The organism is Pseudomonas sp. PLMAX, assembly GCF_046042685.1.
Lineage (GTDB): Bacteria > Pseudomonadota > Gammaproteobacteria > Pseudomonadales > Pseudomonadaceae > Aquipseudomonas > Aquipseudomonas putida_AE.
In genome coordinates, this window is sequence record NZ_CP064949.1 from 2,142,677 (window position 1) to 2,166,000 (window position 23,324).

At 61.7% G+C, this 23,324-nt stretch carries 20 protein-coding genes and 1 pseudogene; 11 read left to right on the forward strand and 10 right to left on the reverse strand.

Annotated features, from left to right (window positions below; translation table 11 throughout):
- Window positions 1-80 precede the first annotated feature (80 nt).
- Window positions 81-755, reverse strand: a complete 675-nt coding sequence (locus DKB71_RS09855; RefSeq protein WP_274077042.1) for a histidine phosphatase family protein — start codon at window positions 753-755, stop codon at window positions 81-83.
- A gap of 367 nt (window positions 756-1,122) precedes the next feature.
- On the opposite strand from DKB71_RS09855, the pseudogene DKB71_RS09860 reads away from it, so the two are divergent.
- Window positions 1,123-1,834, forward strand: a pseudogene (locus DKB71_RS09860) (glutathione binding-like protein).
- A 128-nt stretch (window positions 1,835-1,962) separates the two neighbouring features.
- Window positions 1,963-2,937 carry a porphobilinogen synthase gene (hemB, locus tag DKB71_RS09865; RefSeq protein ID WP_274077040.1) on the forward strand — a complete coding sequence of 325 codons (975 nt, stop codon included), beginning with the start codon at window positions 1,963-1,965 and terminating at the stop codon, window positions 2,935-2,937.
- Between the two features lie 10 nt (window positions 2,938-2,947).
- On the opposite strand, the gene DKB71_RS09870 is transcribed toward hemB, so the two are convergent.
- Both DKB71_RS09870 and DKB71_RS09875 read right to left on the reverse strand, forming a co-directional pair.
- Window positions 2,948-4,483 (reverse strand): FAD-dependent oxidoreductase, encoded by a 1,536-nt coding sequence (locus DKB71_RS09870; RefSeq protein WP_408600206.1) that lies wholly within the window; start codon window positions 4,481-4,483, stop codon window positions 2,948-2,950.
- 197 nt (window positions 4,484-4,680) lie between these two features.
- Complete coding sequence (locus tag DKB71_RS09875) at window positions 4,681-6,882, reverse strand: TonB-dependent receptor (RefSeq protein ID WP_408600207.1); 2,202 nt, start codon at window positions 6,880-6,882, stop codon at window positions 4,681-4,683.
- A gap of 249 nt (window positions 6,883-7,131) precedes the next feature.
- On the opposite strand from DKB71_RS09875, the gene DKB71_RS09880 reads away from it, so the two are divergent.
- Window positions 7,132-8,217: a DUF1615 domain-containing protein gene (locus tag DKB71_RS09880; protein WP_408600208.1), complete on the forward strand. Its 1,086-nt coding sequence runs from the start codon at window positions 7,132-7,134 to the stop codon at window positions 8,215-8,217.
- A 122-nt stretch (window positions 8,218-8,339) separates the two neighbouring features.
- On the forward strand, window positions 8,340-8,963 hold the full coding sequence (locus DKB71_RS09885) for a glutathione S-transferase N-terminal domain-containing protein (protein WP_274077036.1): 624 nt from the start codon (window positions 8,340-8,342) through the stop codon (window positions 8,961-8,963).
- Window positions 8,964-9,077: 114 nt separating this feature from the next.
- Here the strand turns inward: DKB71_RS09885 and DKB71_RS09890 are convergent, their stop codons facing one another.
- Window positions 9,078-9,518: a CBS domain-containing protein gene (locus DKB71_RS09890; protein WP_180204955.1), complete on the reverse strand. Its 441-nt coding sequence runs from the start codon at window positions 9,516-9,518 to the stop codon at window positions 9,078-9,080.
- A gap of 249 nt (window positions 9,519-9,767) precedes the next feature.
- On the opposite strand from DKB71_RS09890, the gene DKB71_RS09895 reads away from it, so the two are divergent.
- A complete protein-coding gene (locus tag DKB71_RS09895; protein ID WP_408600209.1) occupies window positions 9,768-12,128 on the forward strand; it encodes a DNA polymerase II in 2,361 nt (786 codons plus the stop codon).
- Here DKB71_RS09895 and DKB71_RS09900 read toward each other — a convergent pair.
- Both DKB71_RS09900 and DKB71_RS09905 read right to left on the reverse strand, forming a co-directional pair.
- On the reverse strand, window positions 12,093-12,563 hold the full coding sequence (locus DKB71_RS09900) for a DUF1810 domain-containing protein (protein WP_408600210.1): 471 nt from the start codon (window positions 12,561-12,563) through the stop codon (window positions 12,093-12,095). The genes DKB71_RS09895 and DKB71_RS09900 overlap by 36 nt on opposite strands.
- Window positions 12,564-12,590: 27 nt before the next feature.
- Window positions 12,591-13,415, reverse strand: a complete 825-nt coding sequence (locus tag DKB71_RS09905) for an aldo/keto reductase (protein WP_408600211.1) — start codon at window positions 13,413-13,415, stop codon at window positions 12,591-12,593.
- A gap of 342 nt (window positions 13,416-13,757) precedes the next feature.
- Here DKB71_RS09905 and DKB71_RS09910 point away from each other — a divergent pair, with 342 nt between their 5' ends.
- Both DKB71_RS09910 and DKB71_RS09915 read left to right on the forward strand, forming a co-directional pair.
- Window positions 13,758-14,507: a hypothetical protein gene (locus DKB71_RS09910; RefSeq protein ID WP_274077032.1), complete on the forward strand. Its 750-nt coding sequence runs from the start codon at window positions 13,758-13,760 to the stop codon at window positions 14,505-14,507.
- A 196-nt stretch (window positions 14,508-14,703) separates the two neighbouring features.
- The gene (locus DKB71_RS09915) at window positions 14,704-15,489 is read left to right on the forward strand and encodes a sulfite exporter TauE/SafE family protein (RefSeq protein ID WP_408600212.1); all 786 of its coding nucleotides are present in this window, start codon (window positions 14,704-14,706) and stop codon (window positions 15,487-15,489) included.
- A 7-nt stretch (window positions 15,490-15,496) separates the two neighbouring features.
- On the opposite strand, the gene DKB71_RS09920 is transcribed toward DKB71_RS09915, so the two are convergent.
- Genes DKB71_RS09920 through speF form a run of 3 tightly spaced genes read right to left on the reverse strand, consistent with a single transcriptional unit; the run spans window position 15,497 to window position 20,034 of the window.
- Entirely contained in the window at window positions 15,497-16,405 is a 909-nt protein-coding gene (locus tag DKB71_RS09920) for an amino acid ABC transporter substrate-binding protein (protein ID WP_408600213.1), read from the reverse strand.
- 46 nt (window positions 16,406-16,451) lie between these two features.
- On the reverse strand, window positions 16,452-17,792 hold the full coding sequence (gene potE / locus DKB71_RS09925) for a putrescine-ornithine antiporter (protein ID WP_408600214.1): 1,341 nt from the start codon (window positions 17,790-17,792) through the stop codon (window positions 16,452-16,454).
- Window positions 17,793-17,847: 55 nt separating this feature from the next.
- The gene (gene speF / locus DKB71_RS09930) at window positions 17,848-20,034 is read right to left on the reverse strand and encodes an ornithine decarboxylase SpeF (RefSeq protein WP_408600215.1); all 2,187 of its coding nucleotides are present in this window, start codon (window positions 20,032-20,034) and stop codon (window positions 17,848-17,850) included.
- Window positions 20,035-20,351: 317 nt separating this feature from the next.
- Between speF and DKB71_RS09935 the strand changes: the two genes are divergently transcribed.
- From DKB71_RS09935 to map, 3 genes are all read left to right on the forward strand, one after another.
- The gene (locus tag DKB71_RS09935; RefSeq protein ID WP_408601073.1) at window positions 20,352-21,011 is read left to right on the forward strand and encodes a tetratricopeptide repeat protein; all 660 of its coding nucleotides are present in this window, start codon (window positions 20,352-20,354) and stop codon (window positions 21,009-21,011) included.
- 94 nt (window positions 21,012-21,105) lie between these two features.
- Entirely contained in the window at window positions 21,106-21,372 is a 267-nt protein-coding gene (locus DKB71_RS09940; protein WP_408600216.1) for a ParD-like family protein, read from the forward strand.
- On the forward strand, window positions 21,369-22,163 hold the full coding sequence (map, locus tag DKB71_RS09945) for a type I methionyl aminopeptidase (RefSeq protein WP_408600217.1): 795 nt from the start codon (window positions 21,369-21,371) through the stop codon (window positions 22,161-22,163). Before DKB71_RS09940 ends, map begins: the two co-directional genes overlap by 4 nt.
- Here the strand turns inward: map and DKB71_RS09950 are convergent.
- The gene (locus DKB71_RS09950) at window positions 22,150-22,518 is read right to left on the reverse strand and encodes a VOC family protein (RefSeq protein WP_408600218.1); all 369 of its coding nucleotides are present in this window, start codon (window positions 22,516-22,518) and stop codon (window positions 22,150-22,152) included. The genes map and DKB71_RS09950 overlap by 14 nt on opposite strands.
- A 169-nt stretch (window positions 22,519-22,687) precedes the next feature.
- Here DKB71_RS09950 and DKB71_RS09955 point away from each other — a divergent pair, with 169 nt between their 5' ends.
- On the forward strand, window positions 22,688-23,251 hold the full coding sequence (locus DKB71_RS09955; RefSeq protein WP_408600219.1) for a DUF4174 domain-containing protein: 564 nt from the start codon (window positions 22,688-22,690) through the stop codon (window positions 23,249-23,251).
- Window positions 23,252-23,324: the final 73 nt, after the last annotated feature.

Sequence of the window (23,324 nt, forward strand, 5' to 3'; positions counted from 1 at the left end):
AACACAAATTTTGTGTACGACGACGATCCACTGTGGGAGCGAGCTTGCTCGCGATGGCGTCATGCCAGGCACTGCACAACTCAGGTCGGGCAAGTCTGCTGCCCGTTGTCCAACCCCTGCTTGTAGCTGTGGCTCTGCAGACTGGCCTTGCCGTTGTGCCAGGTCAGGGTCAGCACATACAGCGAGTCGTAGTCATTGGACTCCCAGTCCTCGGTGATTTTCTGTTTCTGGCCAACGGCTTCACCGGCGACCTTGTTGATCAGTTCCGGCAGATAGCCGTGGGACCAGGCGGTGTAGATGACCGAGTTGTGGTACTTGTCGTGCAGCAGTTCATCGGCCAGGTCGCTGGTGTCGTTGGCCGAGAAGTTGATGTTCACCGGCAAACCGAGCTTGATCGCGCTGGGGCTGATGGTCATCAAGGGGCGGATGTAGCTGTAGGAGTTGTCCAGTTCGCCTTCCTCGACGTTGCGCGTCGGGTTGGCGGCAAACACGTAGTCGGCCTTGCCGAATTTTTCCGGCAGCAGCGTGGCCAGGTCGATGGCGCGGTTCAAACCCTGGCAATTGAGCTGGCCCAGGCCGCCCTCAGGCTTTTCCGCATGGCGCAGGAACACCAGGGTCTGGGTGCCATCCGCCGGCTGGGCGCGACTTTCACGGGCCTCCAGCGCCAAAAACAACGCGCTGGTCACCAGCAAGGCGGGCAGGATCAAATAAGCGCGACGTTTGAAGTGTTGGGTGAATTTCAACGGATTGATCATGGAGTAAACGGTTCTTCAGCGCATTGAGTTAAGGCTGACAAACCTTTGCACCGCGACTTTCCTGCGTCGGGTGTTTTCCATGTCGTGAAGCCGGTCCGTTTCAAAGGGACGCATCTCAGAGTCCTCTGAGGCCCGTTTGGTTCGATTCCGGCCGAGAGCGCAGCACTTTACCGGTAACCTTGCACGGGTTGGAGCAAAGGTTATCGACAGGATGTTGCGAAATTATGGACACCCTACACTAGCCGGCACGCCAGCGCGCCGTGATCTCGCTTGATCTCCACCATCATTGATATTCATGGCGCCAGACGCCGCAGCCCGGGTTATCTCCATTATGATCGGCATTCTCAATTTTCCCGTGGATGCCCACATGACCGATTTGTCTGCGTTCCCCATCACCCGAAAATGGCCGGCCCAGTACCCGGAGTGGATTCAGCTGTACTCCTTGCCGACCCCCAATGGCGTCAAGGTATCGATCATGCTTGAAGAGATCGGCCTGCCCTATGAGCCCCATCGCGTGGGCTTCGAGAGCAACGACCAGATGTCCCCCCGAGTTCCTGTCGCTGAACCCGAACAACAAGATCCCGGCCATTCTCGATCCACATGGCCCGGACGACCAGCCGTTGCCGCTGTTCGAGTCCGGGGCGATCCTGATCTACCTCGCCGACAAGAGCGGGCAGTTGCTGGCCCAGGAATCGGCAGCACGTTACGAGACCATCCAGTGGCTGATGTTTCAGATGGGTGGCATTGGCCCGATGTTCGGCCAGCTCGGTTTCTTCAATAAATTCGCCGGCAAGGACTTCGAAGACAAGCGTCCACGCGACCGCTATGTGGAAGAAAGCCGACGCCTGCTCAGCGTCCTCGACAAGCGACTTGAAGGGCGCGACTGGATCATGGGCGAGCGTTACACCATCGCCGACATCGCGACCTTCCCGTGGGTGCGCAACCTGATCGGCTTCTATGAAGCGGGCGATCTGGTGGGTATCCAGAACTTCCCCAACGTCACCCGGGTGCTGGAGAAATTCCTCGCGCGGCCGGCGGTGAAGCGCGGGCTGGAAATTCCGAAACCAATCGCAAATTAAACCCTTACCCCCTGTAGGAGCGAGCTTGCTCGCGAAAAACGCCAGGGCAACGCGATCCTTCAGACTGTGCGCGTTATCATTGACGACCATCGCGAGCGAGCTCGCTCCTACAGTTTTCAGGAATACCCATGTCCAGTCAGTTCCCCGAAGCACGTCCCCGCCGTCTGCGCCGCAATGCGAGCCTGCGCAGTCTGTTCCAGGAAACCGAATTCAGCCTGAACGATCTGGTGCTGCCGATTTTCGTTGAAGAAGAAATCGACGACTTCGTGCCGATCAAGAGCATGCCCGGGGTGATGCGCATTCCCGAGTCGAAGCTGGCTGGCGAGATCGAGCGTTATGCCCGGGCCGGGATCAAGTCGGTGATGACCTTTGGTGTGTCCCACCACCTGGACAGCGACGGCAGCGACACCTGGCACGACAACGGCCTGGTGTCACGCATGTCGCGCATCGCCAAGGATGCGGTGCCGGAAATGATCGTCATGTCCGACACCTGTTTCTGTGAGTACACCGACCACGGGCATTGTGGCGTGATGCACAATCACGAGGTCGATAATGACCAGACCCTGCTCAACCTCGGCAAACAGGCGGTGGCCGCCGCCCGTGCCGGCGCTGACGTGATTGCCCCGTCCGCGGCCATGGACGGGCAGGTCCAGGCCATCCGCCGGGCACTGGATGCCGCCGGGTTCACCCAGACGCCGATCATGGCCTATTCGACCAAATTCGCCTCGGCGCTTTATGGTCCGTTCCGCGAAGCCGGGGGCAGCGCGCTCAAGGGCGACCGCAAAAGCTACCAGATGAACCCGATGAATCGCCGTGAGGCGGTACGTGAGTCGCTGCTGGACGAGCAGGAAGGCGCCGACGCGCTGATGGTCAAGCCGGCCGGTGCGTACCTGGACATCATCCGCGACATTCGCGAAGCCTCGCGCCTGCCCTTGTCGGCGTATCAGGTGAGCGGCGAGTACGCGATGATCAAGTTCGCCGCACAGGCCGGGGCCATCGACGAGGATCGTGTGGTGCGCGAAAGCCTCGGCGCGATCAAGCGCGCAGGGGCCGACCTGATTTTCACCTACTTTGCGATGGACCTGGCACTGGCCGGAATCTGAAAAAAACCGGTCAGGGCGCGCCAAAATACGGGCGGATGCCGTGATCGCGGAAATACCGTTCGATGACCTTGGGGTCCGAGCAGGTTTCGGCGATCGCCACATAGGTGTCCGGGCGTAACAGGTAAAAGCCGTTACGCCCAAGGCCCGCCGCTTCGAATGCCGGGCGCCAGTAGAATACATGCAGCGGCAGATGGTGCTCGTGGCACCAGGCGATCATCTCGTCGCTGGTGTCGCCATACACGTGCACCTGCCAGGTCGGGCATTTGAGCGGCCCAAAATTGTCCCCTTCACCGTCATGGGCCCACGGCAGGCGATCACCGCCATGCACGTGCCCGGCGACCCCCGTGCTCAAGGGCATGCCGCGATAGTTGAGGGTGATCTGCGACACCGTGCGAAACAGGAACTCGCGGCTGCTTTCAAACGAGGCCATTTTCGGAATCAGGAAGGGTGCCAGCCGTGTGCGCAGCAGATCGGCGATAGAACCTTCGGCGGTGACGAAGGTGAACACCCGGTCGGTGGTGGCCACCAGTTTGCGGGCGAAGGCGATGCGCTCGGTTTCGTAGGTATCGAGCAGTTTTGCCTCGGCACCGCCGCTCAGGACCGCCGCGAGCTTCCAGGCCAGGTTGATGGCATCGCCAATCCCGGTGTTCATGCCCTGGCCCCCCGCAGGGCTGTGCACATGGGCAGCATCGCCCAACAGGAAGGCGCGGGCGCTGCGAAAGTGATCGGCCACCCGATGATGCACGCGGTAGGTCGAGAACCAGTTCAGTTGTTCGACCTTGACCTGCATATGTTCGATGGCGCGACTGCTCACGTCTTTGAATTGCAGGGTGTGCGCCTGTTCGGCGCGTTCGTCGCGCACGGTGCCGATCAAGCGCGCTCGACCGCTGCCGGCCAGCGGGAATACTGCAAGGAAATCCGCTTCATCCAGGTCCACATGCAATTCGCCATTGAAGGCCGGGCCGCTGGCCTGGACGTCGGCGACGTAGAACACCTGCTGGTAGGTACCGCCGGGAAAACCGGTGTCCAGGGTCTTGCGCACGATCGAACGGGCGCCGTCGCAACCGGCCAGGTAGCAGGCCTGGCAGGTTTCCTGCTGGCCGTCGGGCAGGCGCAGCGTGGCGCTGATGCCGTCATCGGTTTGCTCGAAACCTTCGAGTTCGGTGTTGCGTTCCACCGTGATGCCGAAGGATTGCAGGCGCTCGATCAATAGCCGTTCGTGTTCGTCCTGGGGGAAGATTTCGAGGAAGGAGTAGGGCGTCAGGCCCTCGCCGACGCGGCTCAACGGCAGGTGCGCCACGGGCTGGCCTTTGACCCAGAAATTCGCGGCGGCTACCCGATGACCCTTGTGCACGATGGCGTCGGCCAGGTCCAGCTGGCGATACAGCTCCAGCGTGCGCGCCTGCACCGCCAGCGCCCGCGAGGTGGTGCCCGGTGCAGAGGTCTTGTCGACGATCCGCACGCGCACCCCCAGTTTGCTCAGCCATAGCGCCAGGACCAGCCCGGTCGGGCCGGCGCCGATGATCAACACATCGCTACGCTGCATGAGCCAGTCCTCCTGGGCGTGTGCAGCAAGTATGGTCCAGCCTTGCGCAGCGGCCAGGCTGACCGCTGAATGGAAAAATACCTGTGGGAAATACCTGTGGGAGCGAGCTTGCTCGCGATGATCTCAGGTGCGCCGCGCTGCCCGGTAAGCGCGCGTTATCGTTCACGACCATCGCGAGCAAGCTCGCTCCCACATAATCAGAAGTCGATAGTCCCCGACAGCTTGGCCACCCGTGGTTCGCCTTGGGTCAGGAAGCCGCCCTGGGCCGATTCCCAGTACTTCTTGTTGGCCACGTTTTCCACGCCAAAGCGCAAGGTCACGTCCTTTTCCTGCACCTTGAAGGCGTAGCGGGCACCGGCATCGAAGCGGTTCCAGGTCGGCAGGCTGAGGTTGTTCGCCGCGTCGGCGTATTGACCGCCGGTACGCAGCATCCGACCGTTCAACGCGACGCCTTGCAGGCCGGGGACGTCCCAATCGACGCTGGCGTTGAACTGGAAGGTCGGCACGCCAATGGCCCGGTTACCGTCGTTGAGGCCACCCTGGGTTTTCTTCAGTTCGGTGTCCATCACGGTCACCCCGCTGAGCAGGCGCAGGCCGTCGAGGGGTTCGCCGAAGACGTTGAGTTCCACGCCTTTGTTGATCTGCTCGCCCTTGTGCACGAAACGCGCGGTGCCGGCGTCGATGACTTCGGTGTAGCCATCGGCCGGTTGTTCGATGCGATAGACGCCGAAGGTGGCGCCGTAGGTGCCCATGTCGACCTTCACACCGGCTTCGAGCTGTTTGGAGCGGGCCGGGGCAAAGACTTCACCGCCGTTGACCACCACCCGCGAGCCGGCAGTGTTGGGGGCTGTCGGGCCTTCGGCCAGGCCTTCGATACGGTTGGCGTAGAACGACACGTGTTCCCACGGCTTGAACACGATGCCGTACACCGGGGTGGTGATCGATTCGTCGTAGTTGGAGGTGCGGGTTCCCGTGCCATAGGCATAACCCTGGACCACCAGTTGCTGGCGACGCACACCGACGGTCACCAGCAGGCGATCGTCGAAGAAGCCCAGTGTGTCGGACACCGCGCCGCTGCGCACGAAGGTTTTGCCGGTGATGCCCGGATCGTGCAGGTCGCCGCCGGAGAAATCGCCCTGGGGCGCCGGCACGTCGACCGGGTGGTAGATGTTGTTGGGGTAGCGGGTCAGGTCGAAATCAAAGGCATTGCGCTGCTGGGTCCAGATCCCGGCCAGGCCGAAATTGAGTTGGTGGCTGACGGGGCCGGTGGCGAATACGCCGTTGAGGCCGGCCATGGCGCTGCTGTTGTCCTCGTCATGGGGAATGAACGAGCCGGTGGTCACGGAACTGCCATCGTTGCCGACCAGGGTCGTGCCGTCGTACTTGCCGACTTCGCGGGTGTGCGTGGCGCCAGCGGCGGCGTAGGCGGTCCAGCTTTCATTGAGGTCGTACTCGGCGCGCAGCATGCCGAAGGTATCTTCGATCTGGCTGAAGCCCCACTTCTGCGCATAATTGGTGTCGGCCGATGGCGCATCGGGGATGTGAGTGGTATTGCCGAGGTTGACCGAGCTGCGGCCGCCGTTGATGCGCTCCTTGGAATAGATGAAGTCGCCGGACAGGCGCAGGGCATCGCCGCGGTAGTCGAGGCCGATGGCGAATAGCTTGGAGCGCTGGTTTTCATCGTCGATGGCGGTATCGCCTTCACGCTGGGACAGGTTGATCCGTGCGCCGAAGCGGTTGTCCTCGCCAAAGCGCTGGCCGACGTCCAGGTGTTCGCCGATACGCCCTTCATCGCTGATGTCGGTGGTGAAGCGCCGCAACGGCACGTCAGCGGCGCGCTTGGGTTGCAGGTTGACGCCGCCGCCGATGCCCGAGCCGGACGGAGTCACGCCATTGATGAAGGCGTTCGGGCCCTTGAACACTTCGACGCGCTCCAGGGCGTCGGTGGAAATGATTTGCCGCGGCAAAATGCCGTACAGGCCGTTGAAGGAGATGTCGTCGCCGTTCAGTGGCAGCCCGCGGATCATGAAGGTCTGGGCCTGGTTGGAAAACCCGGAGGCTTGGCGCACCGACGAATCGTTGAGCAGCACATCGCCCACGGTTTCGGCTTGCTGGTCGCGGATCAGTTCTTCGGTGTAGGCGGTGACGCTGAAGGGCACGTCCATGATGTCCTGGTTGCCCAGCACCCCCAGTTGCCCACCGCGCGCGACCTGGCCGCCAGCGTATACCGGGGGCAGGTCGGACGAAGAGGGCGCCTGGGCATTGACGTTAACGTCGTCCAGCACCAGCGCTGAAGAGTTGGTTGGCGCGGGTGTCGCGGCGTGGGCCGTGACCGACAATGAGCAAAACAAGGCCAGTAGCGTAGGACGGTAAGGTATGCCGGTTCGGGCTGGAGTCATGATGGAATGGGTTCCTGGGCGGCGCCGCCGCTGATAAAAAGTTATGACGGCGCGGAACTCCTTGCGCAAATGCGACTCCTGGCGCGAATGATAGGAGTTCTCAGTCATATCCTGCAATCAATTTGTATGACGGTGTGTAGGTAACGTTTCATGGGCACCAGAGGAACAGCCGGGCTCACGCCACGGTCATAGCCTGGACCATGCCATTGGTCGTATGGTTAACCGGTTAAACGAACGCCCTGGAGCAACATGCAAGCCCATCGATTGATCATGAGCATCACCGCGTTGCTGGTGCTGGCCGGTTGCAGCAGCCAGCGCACCCAGGAACCGCTGGCGCGCAAGCCCGCCGAGGTCAAGGCGCAGATCGTGCGCCTGCTGCCGGCCAAGACTGTCGATCGCCAGGGGTGGGCCACTGACATCTATGCCGCGTTTGCCGCGCAGGATATTGCACCGACCACGCAAAACATTTGTGCCGTGCTGGCGGTCACCGAGCAGGAATCGACCTTTCAGGTTGATCCCCGCGTGCCGGGGCTGGGCAAGATCGCCCGGGAGGAAATCGATCGCCGGGCATCCAAGGCGCATATCCCCGAACTGTTGGTCAGCGGTGCGCTGCGGGTCAGTTCACCCAACGGCAAGACCTACAGCGACCGGCTGAATGCGGCGCGCAGCGAACGGGAACTGAGCGCGATTTTCGATGACTTCATCGGCATGGTGCCCATGGGCAAGACCCTGTTCGCCGGCTTCAACCCGGTGCACACCGGCGGGCCGATGCAGGTCAGCATCGACTTTGCCGAACAGCAGGCCAAAGGCTATCCGTATCCGGTGGAGGGCTCGATACGACGCGAAGTCTTTACCCGGCGCGGCGGCATGTACTTCGGCATCGCGCATTTGCTCGGTTATCCGGTGAGCTACAAGCAACCCTTGTACCGCTTCGCCGATTTCAACGCCGGTTGGTATGCCAGTCGCAACGCCGCCTTCCAGAACGCCGTAAGCCGGGCCTCGGGCATTCCACTGGCGCTGGACGGCGACCTGGTTCGCTACGATTCGATCATGCCCGGCAGCACCGAACTGGCGGTGCGCACCCTGGGCAAGCAGCTGGGCATGCGCAACCCGACGATCAGGGATCAATTGGAGGAGGGCAACACCCTAGCGTTCGAGGACAGCGAACTCTATCAGCGGGTCTTCGCCCTGGCCGAACAGCCCGAAGGTCGTGCCCTGCCGCGTGCGGTATTGCCGGGCATCGTGCTGCAAAGCCCGAAAATCACCCGCAAGCTCACCACCGCCTGGTTCGCCAAACGGGTCGACGAGCGTTACCAGCGCTGCATGGCGCGTTGAACGCGGCGCTGCAATTCCCTTGATGGCCGTGATGTTACAGTCGTCGGACGGTCGAGGCGTGGTCGATGGCGCCTTCTACACTGCATAGCGGGGTGCTGATCTCGGCCAATCAGGAGGCGTGCATGTATCAACTCTACGGACATCAGAACTCTGGCGCGGCAGCGATCGAGGCCGCACTGGAGCTGTGCGAGATCGCCTATCGCTTCATCGATGTCGAGACCTCCCCGGAGGCCGCCCAGGCACTGGAGAAGCTTAATCCGCTCAAGCAGATCCCGACGCTGCAGCTGCCCGACGGCGGCATCCTCACCGAGAGCGCGGCGATCCTGATTCATCTCGGGCTGACGTTTCCCCAGTCGAACCTGTTGCCGGCCGACCCTGCCGACCGTGACCAGGCCATTCGTGGCCTGGCGTTCATCGTCAGCAATTGTTATGCGGCCATCGGCATCATCGATTACCCGGAACGCTGGCTGGCCGGGGCGGATGAAGCGTCGCGGCAAAACCTCATGGCCGGTGCCCGGCAGCGTCTGCACTGGAGTTGGGAAGTGTTTGCCGACCAGTTTTCCGCGGAGTTGTATTTGGGTGACGAGACACCGGGAGCGCTGGATGTGCTGGCGGCGGTGGTCACGCGGTGGGCGGGCAGCCGCGAGCATTTGCGCCGGACCCGGCCGGGTTTTTCCGCCTGGCTGGAACGGATTGACCGGCACCCGACATTGGCGCCGGTGTTTGCCCGGCATTGGCCTTCGTAAACTCATCAACTCCTCCCCTGTGGGAGCGAGCTTGCTCGCGATGGTGTCAGTCGACACCTGTGCAACTGATCCACCATCGCGAGCAAGCTCGCTCCTACAGGTACAGAGGAATCGTCATTCGCCGCGGATGTATTGCTCCAGCTGGCGAATCAGCTCGGCCTGTTCGGCGATGGCTTCCTTGACGAGGTCGCCGATCGACAGCAGGCCGATCAACTTGCCGTTTTCCACCACCGGCAGGTGGCGCAGGCGTCTGTCGGACATGATGCCCAGGCAGGTGTCGACGGTTTGATGGGTGTCCACGGTAATGACGGGCGATACCATGATGTCGCGTACCGGCGTACCCACGGAGGAGCGGCCATGCAGCACCAGTTTGCGCGCGTAGTCGCGTTCACTGATGATGCCCAGCACCTCGTCATTCTCCACCACCAGCAAGGCACCGACGTTTTTTTCAGCCATCTTCATCAGCGCTTCGAGCACCATGTGATCCGGTTTGATCTGGTGCACTTCCTGGTTCTTCTGATCTTTCATCTTGAGCAGTTGCGCGACGGTTTTCATGGCGGTTTCCCGGGTGTTGTCGTTGTCCTTGAAGGATCGTAGACCCAGGCGTTGAGGGCAAGGGCGAATGCGGCAGATAGCATGCAAAAAACGTCATCCGGCGGTTTTTTTCTGTTAAACCAAAAAGATCGCAGCCTTCGGCAGCTCCTACAGGGGAAATGCGTTCTTCTGTGGAGCTGCCGAAGGCTGCGATCTTTTCCAGGCTAACGCGTAGAATCACCCTCTGAATCAACGTTGAGGTTTGCAGTGGTGGATTTACCCCAGGGCTTCGTCCTGACCCGGCATTGGCGCGACACACCGGCGGGCACCGAAGTCGAGTTCTGGCTGGCGACCGACAGCGGCCCCCGGCGCATCCGCCTGCCTCATCAGCCGTCGGTGGCGTTCATCCCGGCTGAGCAGCGCGAGCAGGCCGAGGCGCTGTTGCGCGACGAAAAGAACGTCGAGCTCAAGCCCCTGGCCCTGCTGGATTTCGAACATCGCCCGGTGCTCGGCCTGTATTGCCAGCAGCACGGGCAACTGATGCGCCTGGAAACCGCGCTGCGCCGGGCAGGCGTCGAAGTGTACGAGGCCGATGTGCGCCCGCCGGAGCGCTACATGATGGAACGGTTCATTACCGCACCGGTACGTTTTGGCGGTACACCGGATGCCGATGGCCTGCTGCTCGATGCACAGATGAAACCCGATCCGGACTACCGACCCAGCCTGAAACTGGTGTCCCTGGACATCGAGACCACCGCCCAGGCCGAGTTGTATTCCATCGCCCTGGAAGGCTGCGGCGAGCGTCAGGTCTACATGCTCGGCCCGCCCAATGGCGACCACAGCGCGGTGGATTTCCAGCTTGAATACTGCGAGTCGCGAACCCTGTTGCTGAAAAAGCTCAACGACTGGTTCGCCCGCCACGACCCCGACGCCATCATCGGCTGGAACGTCGTGCAGTTCGACCTGCGGGTACTGCATGAACACGCCCGGCGCCTGGGCGTGCCGCTGAAACTGGGGCGTGGCGGCGAGGAAATGCAATGGCGCGAACACGGCAGCGGCAACCACTATTTTGCCTCCGCTGCCGGCCGCCTGATCATCGACGGCATCGAGTCCTTGCGCTCGGCGACCTGGAGTTTCCCCTCTTTCAGCCTGGAAAACGTCGCGCAAACCCTGCTGGGCGAAGGCAAGGCGATCGATAACCCGTACCAGCGCATGGATGAAATCAACCGCATGTTCGCCGAGGACAAGCCGGCGCTGGCCAAGTACAACCTCAAGGACTGCGAGCTGGTCACGCGGATCTTCGCCAAGACCGAGCTGCTCAAGTTCCTCCTGGAGCGGGCCAGTGTCACCGGGTTGCCGGCCGATCGCATGGGCGGCTCGGTGGCGGCGTTCACCCACCTGTACATGCCGCTGATGCACCGTCAGGGCTTCGTGGCGCCCAACCTTGGCAGCAAGCCGGCGCAAGCCAGCCCCGGCGGTTTTGTCATGGACTCGCAGCCGGGGCTGTACGAGTCGGTACTGGTGTTCGACTACAAAAGCCTCTACCCGTCGATCATCCGCACCTTCCTCATCGACCCGGTAGGCCTGATCGAAGGGCTCAAGCACCCCGACAACCAGGATTCGGTACCGGGTTTTCGCGGCGCACGGTTCTCCCGCACCCGGCATTGCCTGCCGGCCATCGTCGCCCGGGTCGCCGAAGGCCGGGAAACCGCCAAGCGAGAGCACAACGCGCCGCTGTCCCAGGCGCTGAAGATCATCATGAACGCGTTCTATGGCGTGCTGGGCTCCAGTGGCTGCCGCTTTTTCGACACGCGCCTGGCGTCATCCATCACCTTGCGTGGCCACGAGATCATGCTGCGCACCCGAGAGCTGATCGAGGCCCAGGGCCACACGGTGATCTACGGCGACACCGACTCGACCTTCGTCTGGCTGCGGCGCGCCCACGGCCAGCAGGAAGCCGCGCAGATCGGCCGCGCGCTGGTCGATCACGTCAACCAGTGGTGGCGCGAGCATGTACGCCGCGAGTACGGCCTGGATAGCGTGCTGGAGCTGCAGTTCGAAACCCACTACAAACGCTTCCTCATGCCGACCATTCGCGGTGCGGAGGAGGGCAGCAAGAAGCGTTACGCGGGGTTGGTCACGCGCGCCGATGGCAGTGACGAGATGGTCTACAAGGGCCTGGAAACCGTGCGCACCGACTGGTCGCTGCTGGCCCGGCAATTCCAGCAGGAGCTGTATTCGCTGATCTTCCACCGCAAGCCCTATCAGGACTATGTGCGCGAGTACGTGCGCAAGACCCTGGCCGGTGAGTTCGACGAGCGTTTGATCTACCGCAAGCGCCTGCGCCGCACGCTTGACGACTACCAGCGCAACGTCCCGCCTCATGTACGGGCGGCGCGCATCGCCGATGATTACAACGATCGCCAGGGCCGCCTGCGGCAGTACCAGAATGGCGGCTGGATCAGCTACGTGATCACCGTCGCCGGCCCCGAGCCGCTGGAAATCCGCAGTGCGCCGATTGATTACGACCACTACATCAGCCGGCAGCTGCAACCGGTGGCGGACGCGATCCTGCCCTTTGTCGACGACGATTTCTCAACCCTGGTGGGGGGGCAGCTGGGCTTGTTTTGAGTCCATCAGCGACAGCGTCCAGTCATCCAGGATGCCGTGGAAATACTGGTTCAAGGCTTGATGAAAGAGGCTGTCGGCGGCCGCTATCTGGGCAAACAAGGTCATCGAGGAGCGAAACTTCAGGTCATCGGGATGGCCGAAAATCGCTGCCACCGAGCGCTGCGGGATGTCCAGCACTTGCTGGGTACAAGTCCTTAGCCGGGCACCCAGCAGCGGGTGATCGAGATAGGCCTGTGCTTCCTGCCGGGAGCGGATCGCGAAGCGGCGCGACATGTCGCTGTCACCCAGCCCGGCAAATTGCGGGAAAATGAACCACATCCAGTGACTGCGCTTGTGGCCGGCCTCCAGTTCGACTTGAACCCGGTCGAACACCGGGTTCTGCGCCTGGATAAAGCGTTGCAGGTTAAAGACGTCCGGTTGATCGGTGCTTCTCATATCGAAGCCCTCTGTCACCGCGATGGCTTAGACCATGGCCAACCGCTGCTTGCGTTTGGGCGCCTGAAACGCTTGGTCCAGCGCCTCCAGATCCCCAGCCTCCAGCTTCAACCGTGCCGCTTGCGCATTGAGTTGCACATGTTCCGGGCGGACAGCCTTGGGGATGGCGATCACGCCGTCCTGGCGCAGCAGCCATGCCAGCGCGACCTGGGCAGGCGTGGCGTCGTGGCCAGCAGCTACTTGTTTGAGCGTAGCATTGGCCAGCATGTTCCCTGCCTGGCCGATCGGACAATAGGCCATGACCGGCATCCCGTGTGCCTTGCACCAGGGCAAGAGATCGAATTCTATGCCGCGCTCTTCCAGGTTGTAGAGTACCTGATTGGTGGCGCAGGCCTCCTTTGCCGGGAGTTCCAGCATGTCGTCGAGATCAAGGTTGGACACGCCCCAACGGCCAATCTTGCCGGCTTCACGCAGGCGTTCGAAAGCCTCGACCGTTTCTTCCAGGGGATACTGGCCCCGCCAATGCAACAGGTACAGGTCGATAGTCTCGGTTTTCAGCCGCCGCAGGCTGCGCTCGCACGCCTGGGGAATGCCCTGGCGGCTGGCGTTGTGCGGGTAGACCTTGCTGACGAGAAAGACCCGGTCGCGCTGGCCGGCGATGGCATCACCCACCACGATCTCGGCGCCGCCTTCGGCGTACATTTCTGCGGTGTCGATCAGGGTCATGCCCAGTTCGATGCCCAGGCGCAGGGCGGCGACTTCCTCTTTATGACGGGCGGGGTCTTCGCCCATTTGCCAGGTGCCCTGGCCGATCACGGGTACCTGGGTGCCGGCCAATTGCTGGGTGCGCATGCTTGCTCCTTTTAGTGATATTTCGGTTGGCATCAGGATAGACCCAAGGGTTCCATCCCGACGGCCAACTGCACGCGGATGTACCCGATCCCCTGCAGGAGCTGGCTTGCCAGCGATTAACGCCAGAGCGCCGCGATGAACCTGACATCACGCGTTATCGTTGACGACCATCGCTGGCAAGCCAGCTCCTACAAGGTAAGCGGCTGCGTTCCGGTTCTGCTCCCAAAACTGCCGGTGATCGATTGCCAACCCTCCCCACCGCACTTTTCCCCATCTACCGGCTCTATCCATTGCCAGCCGACGGCGATCCCCACCGCCGGCCCATGTCCAAGTTCAATGCCCATGGCCCAAGTTTCACCCCACATCATCCGCTCAATCCGTCGCCATCGCCTGCTGCTGGCCGGTCTGTCGCTGTTGCTGGCCAGCGGTTGCAGCCACCAACCCGGCAACGACCTGTTCACCCAGATACGCGAAGGCAAACCCCAGGAGTTCCTGCAAACCAGCGTCGACCGCATGGCCACGCTGGCCATGCGCGACAACCTCGACAGCCTTTACCTGCTGATGGGCAAGCTGTACCTGCGCAACCCCGAGGAATTGAAGAAATCCGGCTTCCTCGATGCCCGTACCGCCGGCAAGCAGGTGCGCATGGCCATTGAGCAGCAGCAGCCCTTGCCCACGCTGGGGAACAAGAAGGATCTGGCGGCGCTGCGGTTTGCCATGAGCCCTGAGTTTCTCGGCGATCGGGTCGGTGCGTTCATCTATGCCATCGGCAGCATGCTGGTCACCGCCCACGGCAATCGCCTGGAGTTCTACATGACGGACGCGATCAACCCGACGTTCGTCAGCAATGCCGCGCGCAACATCGAAATCGCCACCTGGATCCTCAGTCAGCGGCAGAACAAGGACGGCCAGCCCATGCTGTTCTCCAACGAAATCTCGGAGGAGGGCAGCAACCTGAGTTTCGCCGTGGAGTTCGGCAAGATCGTCGCGCGCCTGGACCTGGTGACCCAGATGCTCGACGAACGCTACCGGCGGATCGGCCTGAATTATGCCCAGAGCCTGCTGTTCCTGAATTTCCTGCCGGTGCAGTGACCCGCCCCTTTGTAGGAGCTGCCGAAGGCTGCGATCTTTGATCTTCAATAACCAGATCAAAAGATCGCAGCCTTCGGCAGCTCCTACAGGTCGTGATGACATCGGGGTATAAAGATAGATCGCATCGATATAACTGGTTATAAGAAATGTCGCTATGCTGCGGGCCAGTTATTCCCTGCGGTTTGTGGACGTATCAATGGATCTATTGAATTTCGGGTTGGTCGTGGCCGGGCTTGTGGTCGGCTTCATCGTCGGCATGACGGGCGTCGGTGGCGGGTCGTTGATGACCCCCATCCTGCTGTGGTTCGGCATCAACCCGGCAACCGCAGTCGGCACCGATCTGCTGTACGCGGCCATCACCAAATCCAGCGGCGTCCTGGTCCACAAGAAGAACAACAACATCGACTGGGCGATCACCGGTTGGCTGACCCTCGGCAGCGTGCCGGCGGTGGCGTTGACGTTGTGGTTCCTGAGCAGTCTGAACGAAGCACCCGACGCGATGAACGCGATCATCAAGCAAGCGTTGGGCTTTGTCCTGTTCGCCACGGCGTTGGCGATCCTGTTCAAGAAACGCCTGCTCGATTTCGCCCACAAGCGCGCGGGTGGCAACTACAACCCCAGCGGTGCGCGCCTCAATGTCCTGACCGTGATCACCGGCCTGGTGCTGGGCGCCATGGTCGCCTTGACCTCGATCGGCGCGGGCGCCCTGGGCACCGTGGCGTTGTTCATCCTCTATCCGTTGCTGCCAACCCGCCGCCTGGTCGGCACCGAAATCGCCCACGCCGTGCCCCTGACCCTGGTCGCCGGCCTTGGCCATGCGAGCATGGGCAACATGGACTGGCACGTACTCGGTTATCTGCTGGTCGGTTCGTTGCCGGGGATTTACCTGGGCAGCCACCTGACCGGGCGCATCTCCGATGAAGTGTTGCGTCCTTGCCTGGCGACCATGCTGGTATTGATCGGCTACAAACTGGCGTTTTGAGAAAACCTCACGGCAATGCATACACCCGGAACAGCTTCTTCATCGTCTCGTTGATCCCGCCCAGGTACTTGTCGTACTCCTGCTCGATGGCGCCGGAGCGATAAGCCTCGCTCAGTGCCATATCGACCAGCAGCCGGAAGTCTTCGTCACCGCGTTCGACGATCATGGCCACCGGGGAGAACTCGAAGATGCGGTCCAGGACCATCAGGTCATTGTTGGCGCCGCCTTTGGCCACCTGGTTTTTCAGGAGCATGCGCTCGGAGAAGAACGCATCGGCCTTGCGCGTGGCGACCATCGCTGCACCTTCTTCGGTATTGGCCACCGTCACCAGCGAAGCGATCACGCCGAGCATGCGCATCTGTTCGCGAATCCAGTCTTCGACTACACCGCCCTCGACGGTGGCGTAGGTCTGGTTGGCCAGGCCGCGGTTGATCGTCGCCCGCCAGGTCGGGCCGGGGATGGCTTCCTTGCCGTTGAGCGCGTTGAGCAGCGGTTCGGTGGCATCCTTGCGCACCAGTACCGAGAGGCCGGCGGTGTACACCGGTATCGAGTAGCTGACGGACTTGCGCCGTTCGAGGGTAGGCGGGGTCGGCGTGCAGAGGATGTCGACCTTGCCCAGTTTCACCGCGCTGGTCTCTTCGGCAGACGTGACGGGCTGGTAGCGCACCTGCAGGTTGGGCAGGTCGAGTTCGCTCTTGAGCTTGTCGGCGATCTTCAGGCACAGGTCGATGGCATAACCGCTGGCTTTGTCGCCATCCTGAACGCTGAAGGGCGACAGGTCCGGCACGTAGCCCAGGGTAAAGGCATTGCTGGTGCGGATGCGCTCCAGGGTGTTGGCACCCGCCACCATCGGCAGGGCGGTGACCACCAGGGCCAGCAGCAGGCGGGTGGTTTTTGCAGCAAAAGGTACTTTCATGTCCGGTTTCCCCGTGTACAAGTCTGAGCAGTCCTGATTGCCATGCCTAAATATTGCCGGTCCTGGCCTGGGTGACGGTGGGCGCGTCGACGAAACGCTTGGCGAGGAAGCCATAGAGCAGGTAGCCAAAGGCGAGCACCAGGGTGCCGCCCAATACGGCGTCCTTGCCGCAGGCATACAGGGCGTACAACGAGTAGGCCACCGCCACCAGCAACACCACCACGTTGCGCGAGTACACCGCGGGCCCCACCTGGGCCTTGTGCATGATCACCAGCAAACCGGTCAGCGCCGTGATGTACGGGATCAGGTTGGTCACGGCCGCCAGACTCACCAGTTTGCTGAACTGTGCAGCGGCATCGGGCGAGATGGTCGACACGGCCATGAGCGTCTGCAGCACGCCGCAGACGATCATGCCGATCACGGGGGCATCGCTGGCGTTGACCTTGCTGAACAGCTTGAGAAACAGGTTCTGGTCGGCGGTCATCTTCGCGGTCTGGGCCAGGGTGAACTGCCAGCCCAGCAGCGAGCCCACGCAGGCCATGACCGCCAGGGCCATGACGATGTTACCCACCAGCGGGCTGAACATCTTGGCGTAGACCAGCGCGAACGGAGCCGAGGAATTGGCCAGTTCGGCGTTGGGAATGATGCCCTGGATGACCGTGGTCGACAGCACATAGACCGTGGCTGCACCGAGGGTGCCGAACAGGCAGGCCAGCGGTACGTTGCGCTTGGGGTCTTCCACCGCATCGGTGGCCTGGGCCGCCGATTCCATGCCGAGGAAGGCCCACAGGGTCAGGGGGATGGCCTTGCCGATGGCGTCGGAGATCGCCAGGTTGTTGGGGTTCCAGGCGGCTTCCAGCACGTTGGCATCGAACCAGAACCAGCCGATGATGCACAGGCCCGCCACCGGAATGATCACGCCCCACACGGTGATCGCGCCGATCTTGCCGGTGATGCTGGGGCCACCGAAGTTGGCGATGATGGTAATCCAGATCAGCCCGACGGTGCCGACGAACAGCGGGATGGCTCCCGTGCTCAGCCAGGGCAGGAAGGCGCTCATGTAGCCCACCGCCGAGATCGCGACGGCGACGTTGGCGATCGCCAGGGACAGGAAGTACAGGTACGAGCAGAGGAAGAACCCCGACTTCGCATGGGCTTCTTCGGTGTAGGCGGACAAGCCGCCGGAACGCGCGCAGAACACCCCGCACTGGGCGAAGCAGTAGGCAATGGCCATCGAGCCGATCGCCGTGAAAATCCACGACAACAGCGAGACGGCACCCAGTTGGGCCATGTTGGTGGGGAGCATGATGATGCCTGAGCCCATCATGTTGACCGTTACCAGGGTGGTGAGCCCCATCAGGCCCATTTTCTTGCTTGAATCTGCCATCGCACACTCCTTGCTGTAAGTCGCAGGAAACGCTGATCTTTCAATGGGGCGAGGATCAGGCCTTGAGCACGTATCCGTAAGCGCGAATGCGGCCGCCTTGTTCTTTCAGGTACACGCCTTGCAGTTCGGGCGTGAAGCCGGGCAAGGCATTGATGCCGTCTTCCAGCGCGAGGAAATACTTCAATACCGCGCCACCCCAGATTTCCCCCGGCACCACGCACAGCACACCGGGCGGGTAGGGCAGCGCCCCTTCGGCCGCAATACGACCGTCCGCATCGGCCAACGCGATGAGCTCGACATTGCCGCGGATGTATTCGATCTGCGCCTGTTGCGGGTTCATGGCTTTTTTCGGGAAGTGTTCCTTGCGGAACATGTCCTTCTGCAGTTGCTGCACGTTATGGCTGCGGTACAGGTCGTGCATTTCCTGGCAGAGCTGGCGGATGCTGTAGTTGCGGTAGCGATCTTCGTAACGGGCGTAGATGGCCGGCAGCACCCGGCTCATGGGCGCGTCATCGCTGAGGAACTGCTCGAAGCGCGCCAGTTGCGCGGCCAGATGGCTCATCTTCGCCCAGTCTTCGGCGGGCGTGAGCAGGAACAGGATCGAGTTGAGGTCGCACTTCTCCGGGACAATTCCGTTCTGGCGCAGGAAGTTGGCCAGGATGCCGGCGTGGATGCCGAAGTCGGTGTAACTGCCGTCAATCGGATCGATGCCGGGGGTGGTGAACAGCAGCTTGCAGGGGTCGATGAAGTACTGCTTGTCGGCATAGCCGGGGAAGGCGTGCCAGCGATCCTTAGGGTGGAACTCGAAGAAGCGCAGGTCGCTGGCGATGGCGTCGGTGGGGTGGTCCTGCCAGGGGCGGCCGTCGATGGTTTCCGGCACGAACGGGCGCACCAGGGTGCAGGCTTCGAGGATCAGCTTGCGCGCGTTGATGCCGAACTTCACGCAGTCTTCCCACAGGCGCAGGCCACTGCGACCGGCGTGGATGCGCGCATTCACATCCAGCGAGGCGAACAGCGGGTAGAACGGGCTGGTGGAGGCCTGGGCCATGAACGCGTTGTTCAACCGCGCATGATTGCAGTAGCGCGCCTGGCCCTTGATGTGGCGGTCCTTCTTGTGGATCTGCGAGGCTTGGGAGAAGCCGGCCTGTTGTTTGTGCACAGATTGGGTGACGAATATTCCCGGGTCGTTTTCGCCAAGGTCCAGCAGCATCGGCGAGCAATCCTTCATCATCGGGATGAACTGCTCGTAGCCCACCCACGCCGAGTCGAACAGGATGTAATCGCACAGCTTGCCGATGCGGTCGACCACCTGGCGCGCGTTGTAGATGGTGCCGTCATAGGTGCCCAGCTGGATGATCGCCAGGCGAAACGGCCGTGGCAGTTGGGCCTTGTCCGGGGCGACTTCCTTGATCAGCTCGCGCAGGTAGTCTTCTTCGAAGCAGTGGGCATCAATACCTCCGATGAAGCCGTAGGGGTTGCGCGCGGTTTCCAGGTACACCGGCGTGGCACCGGCCTGGATCAACGCGCCCTGGTGGTTGGATTTGTGGTTGTTGCGGTCGAACAGCACCAGGTCGCCAGGCGTCAGCAACGCATTGGTGACCACCTTGTTCGAAGCCGAGGTGCCATTGAGCACGAAGTAGGTCTTGTCTGCGTTGAACACTGTGGCGGCATGCTTTTGCGCCAGCAGGGCCGGGCCTTCGTGGATCAGCAGGTCACCGAGCTTGACGTCGGCGTTGCACATGTCGGCGCGGAACAGGGTTTCGCCGAAGAAGTCGAAGAACTGGCGGCCGGCGGGGTGCTTTCGAAAGAATTGTCCGCCCTGGTGACCGGGGCAGGCGAAGGTCGCATTGGCGGCCTCGGTGTAGAGCTTGAGGGCGTCGAAGAAGGGCGGCAACAGGTTTTCTTCATAGGCCTTGGCGGCTGTTTCCAGCTGATTGCCGTAGTACTCGGCGTTGTAGCTGGAGAGGTCAAACACTCCATTGACCAGCAGGATCACCTCGTGCAGGCGCTTGTAGACATCGAGTGCACGGTTGCCGGCACCGCCGCGAGGGACCACCAGGAATAGGGGGATGTCGAAACCTGTTCGTTGAATGGCATCGAGCGCGCCGCCCATGACATCGTCGACGGTCAGTACCGCGGCGGCAACATCGGTGAAGTCGGTTTGATCCAGGGCAACAATCGGGCGGGAAGTATGGAAGCAATCCAGAACGGTATCGCCTGCTGCGACTTTCAAACCATTCATAACCAGAGTCTCGTGGTCTGTCCTGACGTTGAGTGACCGGGGACCAGCGACTGCACGGGTGCTTGGGGCCGGGATCAATACTGATTGCCCAATTGGGTATAGTTGATTTTTCTGAAGTTGAAAATTTAATGATGTGTGCGGGAGCAGGTCCTGTCGGTTCGACTGGCAGAGGTCGAACGTGGGCTGAAGTGGCCGTGGCAACGGGAACTTCAGGGTGCAGGCCAGGTCAGTAGGGGCCCTGTATCGGAGATTCCGAGCAGTGCTGGTGGCCTGCTTTCATGGCGGTGCCCTCCGAGATCAGCCGAGTCTGCCCCCTGATGCCAACCAAGCGTTTCCTGCCCAGCTTCCTCCTGGCGTTTTGCGCCGTCGCGTCGTTTGGCCCGGTGGCTGCCGAGCGAAAAACGCCCGCGCAAAGCAATAGTGCCTCAACCGCCCTGATCGAAACCGCCTCGCGGCAGTATGAAAGTGGCCAGCTGGACCAGGCCGCCGCCACGCTGGAGCGTGCCCTGCATATCCAGCCGAACAATCCCGCGACCCTGCATTACCTCGGCGTGTTGCGCCTGCAGCAGGGGCAATACCAGCAGGCGCAAACCCTGGCGTTGCGCTCGAACATGCGGATTACAGGCAACGAGGCGTTACGCAACCGCAATCTCCAGTTGATCCAGGCGGCGCAGCAGGCCCAGGCTTCGGGTATCCCGCCCAAGGCGCAGGAGAATCCGGTTGCCGTACAGAAGGCCCGCGAAGCGCAAGTGACCGCGGCGACTGCCGGGCCACAGAGCGCAGGACAATTCAAGGTGGCTGCGCTGGAGCCAGAGCCCGCGTCCGATGAGATAACGATTCCCCGCGGCCATTGGCCGCCTCCGGGTCAATGCCGGATCTGGTTCGCTGATCGCCCGACTGGGCATCAGCCCCCACCCGGCAGCTGCAAGAAGCTGCGTAAGCGGGTGCCGCCAGGCGCTTTGCTGATGCAGGGTTGAGTATTCTTCTGGCTGAACCCAGTGCGCAAAATTGCGCTCCAGCACCCGGAGCGTTTAGTATATGTTTCATATACATTTCATATCGGGCAAGTAGATGGGTATCGTCAAGATTTCAGAAGACATGCATGAGAACCTGCGCGTCGCCAGCGATGCGCTGAGTCGCTCGATCAATGCGCAAGCCGAACACTGGATGCGCATCGGGATGCTGGCCGAGCTACATCCAGAATTGAATCACAGAGACATCTGCCGCCTGCTCATTCGTGCCGAACTGGCCGGTGGCCTTGATGTAAAACAGCTCTGTGCGATCGCGGATGTTTCCCAAGCCTCGCCGGTTCATGCAACGTCCGGGGGCAAGCAATGAAGGCCAATATCAAACTCAATACCCCGGCAGAAATAGCCCAGTCGCGCGCGGCGGCCACGCTGGCGGCCGAAGTGCTGGCGATGATCACGCCCCATGTGCAAGCAGGGGTCACCACCGACGAACTCGATCGGCTCTGTCACGACTATATCGTCAACGTACAGAAAGCCATTCCAGGCAATGTCGGCTACCACGGCTTTCCCAAGACCGTATGCGCCTCCGTCAACGAAGTGGTCTGCCATGGCATCCCTTCGAACAGGGTATTGAAGGATGGCGACATCCTGAACATCGACATTGCCGTGATCAAGGGCGGTTGGTACGGCGACACCAGCCGCATGTACTTCGTGGGCGAACCCAGCCCGCAGGCCCGACGCCTGGTCAAGACGACCTATGACGCCATGTGCGCCGGCATCCGCATGGTCCGCCCCGGCGCTACGCTGGGCGACATTGGGCATGCCATCCAGAAGGTGGCGGAAGATGACGGGTTCAGTGTCGTGCGCGAATACTGCGGTCACGGTATCGGCAAGATCTATCACGATGAGCCGCAAATCCTTCACTACGGCTACCCAGGCCAGGGAATGAAGTTGAAAGCCGGCATGATCTTCACCATCGAGCCGATGTTGAACCTGGGCAAGCGCCACGTCAAAACCCTGGCCGACGGCTGGACCGTGGTCACCAAGGATCACTCCCTTTCAGCCCAGTGGGAGCATATGGTGGCGGTCACTGAAGATGGCTTCCAGGTGTTGACGACCTGGCCGGACAGCAGTGATGAATATCCCGCTATTCGCGGGTGAAGATCTCCAGCAGATGCCCGTCCGGGTCATCGAAATACACCCGCCGTCCGCCGCCATGGTCATTGATCTCTCCCGGCCGCTGCTTGCCCGGATCGGCCCACCATGGCTGCCCGGTTGCTTGCAGGCGGGCGAAGGCCTGGTCGAATTCGTCGTCGCCGAGCAGGAACGCGTAATGCTGTGAGGCGATCGGCGGGTCGTTGTCGTAGAAGTCCAGCGACACCTGGTTGTCGAGCCTGACGACCAGCATCGGCCCGAAGGGCTCTGGCGCCGGGAGGCCGAGCAGTTCAACGAGGAAATGGGCCGACCGTTGTTTGTCGCGGCACCAGACGATGGTGTGGTTCAGTCGAACGCTCATGCACGGCTCCTCATGAGGTTTATTTCATGCTTTCAGATTAGCCCAGCCTGTTGCGCAATGACCGCCCTGACCTAAGCTTGGAGCAAGGTGAAACACATTTGCCAAGCGTCACCGGAACGAACGCCGCGATGCGCAATCATTAGAGCGTGGATATCAAAAGGAGATGCGCATGCTCATCAGGTCACTGACCCTGGCTACCTTGCTGGCGATTGCCGGCCCCTTGTTCGCCGCCGACGGCGATTCACCTCTGGATATCGACAAGGGCAGGGCCCGGCCGCTGATCGTGATTGCCTCGAGCACCGTCGACCCGGTCTGGGTCAACCTGAAAAAGTCCCTGGAAGATCCGGCCAACAAGCAGGGTGTCGCCGAGCGCAACATCCGGGTGTACAGCGTGCTGAACATGTCCGGCCAACTGGACGGCAAGGACCTCGGCCAACAGGACACCATGGCCTTGATCCGTGCCCTGAAGCTGGGGGCCGGCGCGTTGCCCAAAGTGATCCTGATGGGCAAGGACGGCGAGAAGAAACTCGAAAGCTCGGGGGATGAATCCAGGTCGATCGACCTGAAGAAAATCTTCGATACCGTCGATGCCTTGCCGGCGGCAGAGAAGGAAGCTGCGGCGCCAACGCCACCTCCGGTTGCCGAAACCCCACCGCCCAAAGGGACCGCCAAGGCGGCAAAAAACGGCAAACCGGCAAAACCGGCAAAGCCACCGGAAATGCCGGATGATTGAGCCTTTACCTGCGTAGGCAAGGGCCCGTGGATTGGCCTGGTCTTCCACACCTGCGTACAGCTGCCACCCTCAT

Excerpts from the sequence above, each read along its gene's own strand:
- map (WP_408600217.1), top strand. The coding sequence starts at position 21,369 with ATGAAGGCCAATATCAAACTCAATACCCCGGCAGAAATAGCCCAGTCG.
- DKB71_RS09920 (WP_408600213.1), bottom strand. The coding sequence starts at position 16,405 with ATGAAAGTACCTTTTGCTGCAAAAACCACCCGCCTGCTGCTGGCCCTG.
- DKB71_RS09910 (WP_274077032.1), top strand. The coding sequence starts at position 13,758 with ATGGCCCAAGTTTCACCCCACATCATCCGCTCAATCCGTCGCCATCGC.
- DKB71_RS09940 (WP_408600216.1), top strand. The coding sequence starts at position 21,106 with ATGGGTATCGTCAAGATTTCAGAAGACATGCATGAGAACCTGCGCGTC.
- DKB71_RS09955 (WP_408600219.1), top strand. The coding sequence starts at position 22,688 with ATGCTCATCAGGTCACTGACCCTGGCTACCTTGCTGGCGATTGCCGGC.
- hemB (WP_274077040.1), top strand. The coding sequence starts at position 1,963 with ATGTCCAGTCAGTTCCCCGAAGCACGTCCCCGCCGTCTGCGCCGCAAT.
- DKB71_RS09905 (WP_408600211.1), bottom strand. The coding sequence starts at position 13,415 with ATGCGCACCCAGCAATTGGCCGGCACCCAGGTACCCGTGATCGGCCAG.
- DKB71_RS09900 (WP_408600210.1), bottom strand. The coding sequence starts at position 12,563 with ATGAGAAGCACCGATCAACCGGACGTCTTTAACCTGCAACGCTTTATC.
- DKB71_RS09855 (WP_274077042.1), bottom strand. The coding sequence starts at position 755 with ATGATCAATCCGTTGAAATTCACCCAACACTTCAAACGTCGCGCTTAT.
- DKB71_RS09870 (WP_408600206.1), bottom strand. The coding sequence starts at position 4,483 with ATGCAGCGTAGCGATGTGTTGATCATCGGCGCCGGCCCGACCGGGCTG.
- DKB71_RS09950 (WP_408600218.1), bottom strand. The coding sequence starts at position 22,518 with ATGAGCGTTCGACTGAACCACACCATCGTCTGGTGCCGCGACAAACAA.
- DKB71_RS09875 (WP_408600207.1), bottom strand. The coding sequence starts at position 6,882 with ATGACTCCAGCCCGAACCGGCATACCTTACCGTCCTACGCTACTGGCC.
- potE (WP_408600214.1), bottom strand. The coding sequence starts at position 17,792 with ATGGCAGATTCAAGCAAGAAAATGGGCCTGATGGGGCTCACCACCCTG.
- DKB71_RS09880 (WP_408600208.1), top strand. The coding sequence starts at position 7,132 with ATGCAAGCCCATCGATTGATCATGAGCATCACCGCGTTGCTGGTGCTG.
- DKB71_RS09890 (WP_180204955.1), bottom strand. The coding sequence starts at position 9,518 with ATGAAAACCGTCGCGCAACTGCTCAAGATGAAAGATCAGAAGAACCAG.
- DKB71_RS09915 (WP_408600212.1), top strand. The coding sequence starts at position 14,704 with ATGGATCTATTGAATTTCGGGTTGGTCGTGGCCGGGCTTGTGGTCGGC.
- DKB71_RS09935 (WP_408601073.1), top strand. The coding sequence starts at position 20,352 with ATGCCAACCAAGCGTTTCCTGCCCAGCTTCCTCCTGGCGTTTTGCGCC.
- DKB71_RS09885 (WP_274077036.1), top strand. The coding sequence starts at position 8,340 with ATGTATCAACTCTACGGACATCAGAACTCTGGCGCGGCAGCGATCGAG.
- speF (WP_408600215.1), bottom strand. The coding sequence starts at position 20,034 with ATGAATGGTTTGAAAGTCGCAGCAGGCGATACCGTTCTGGATTGCTTC.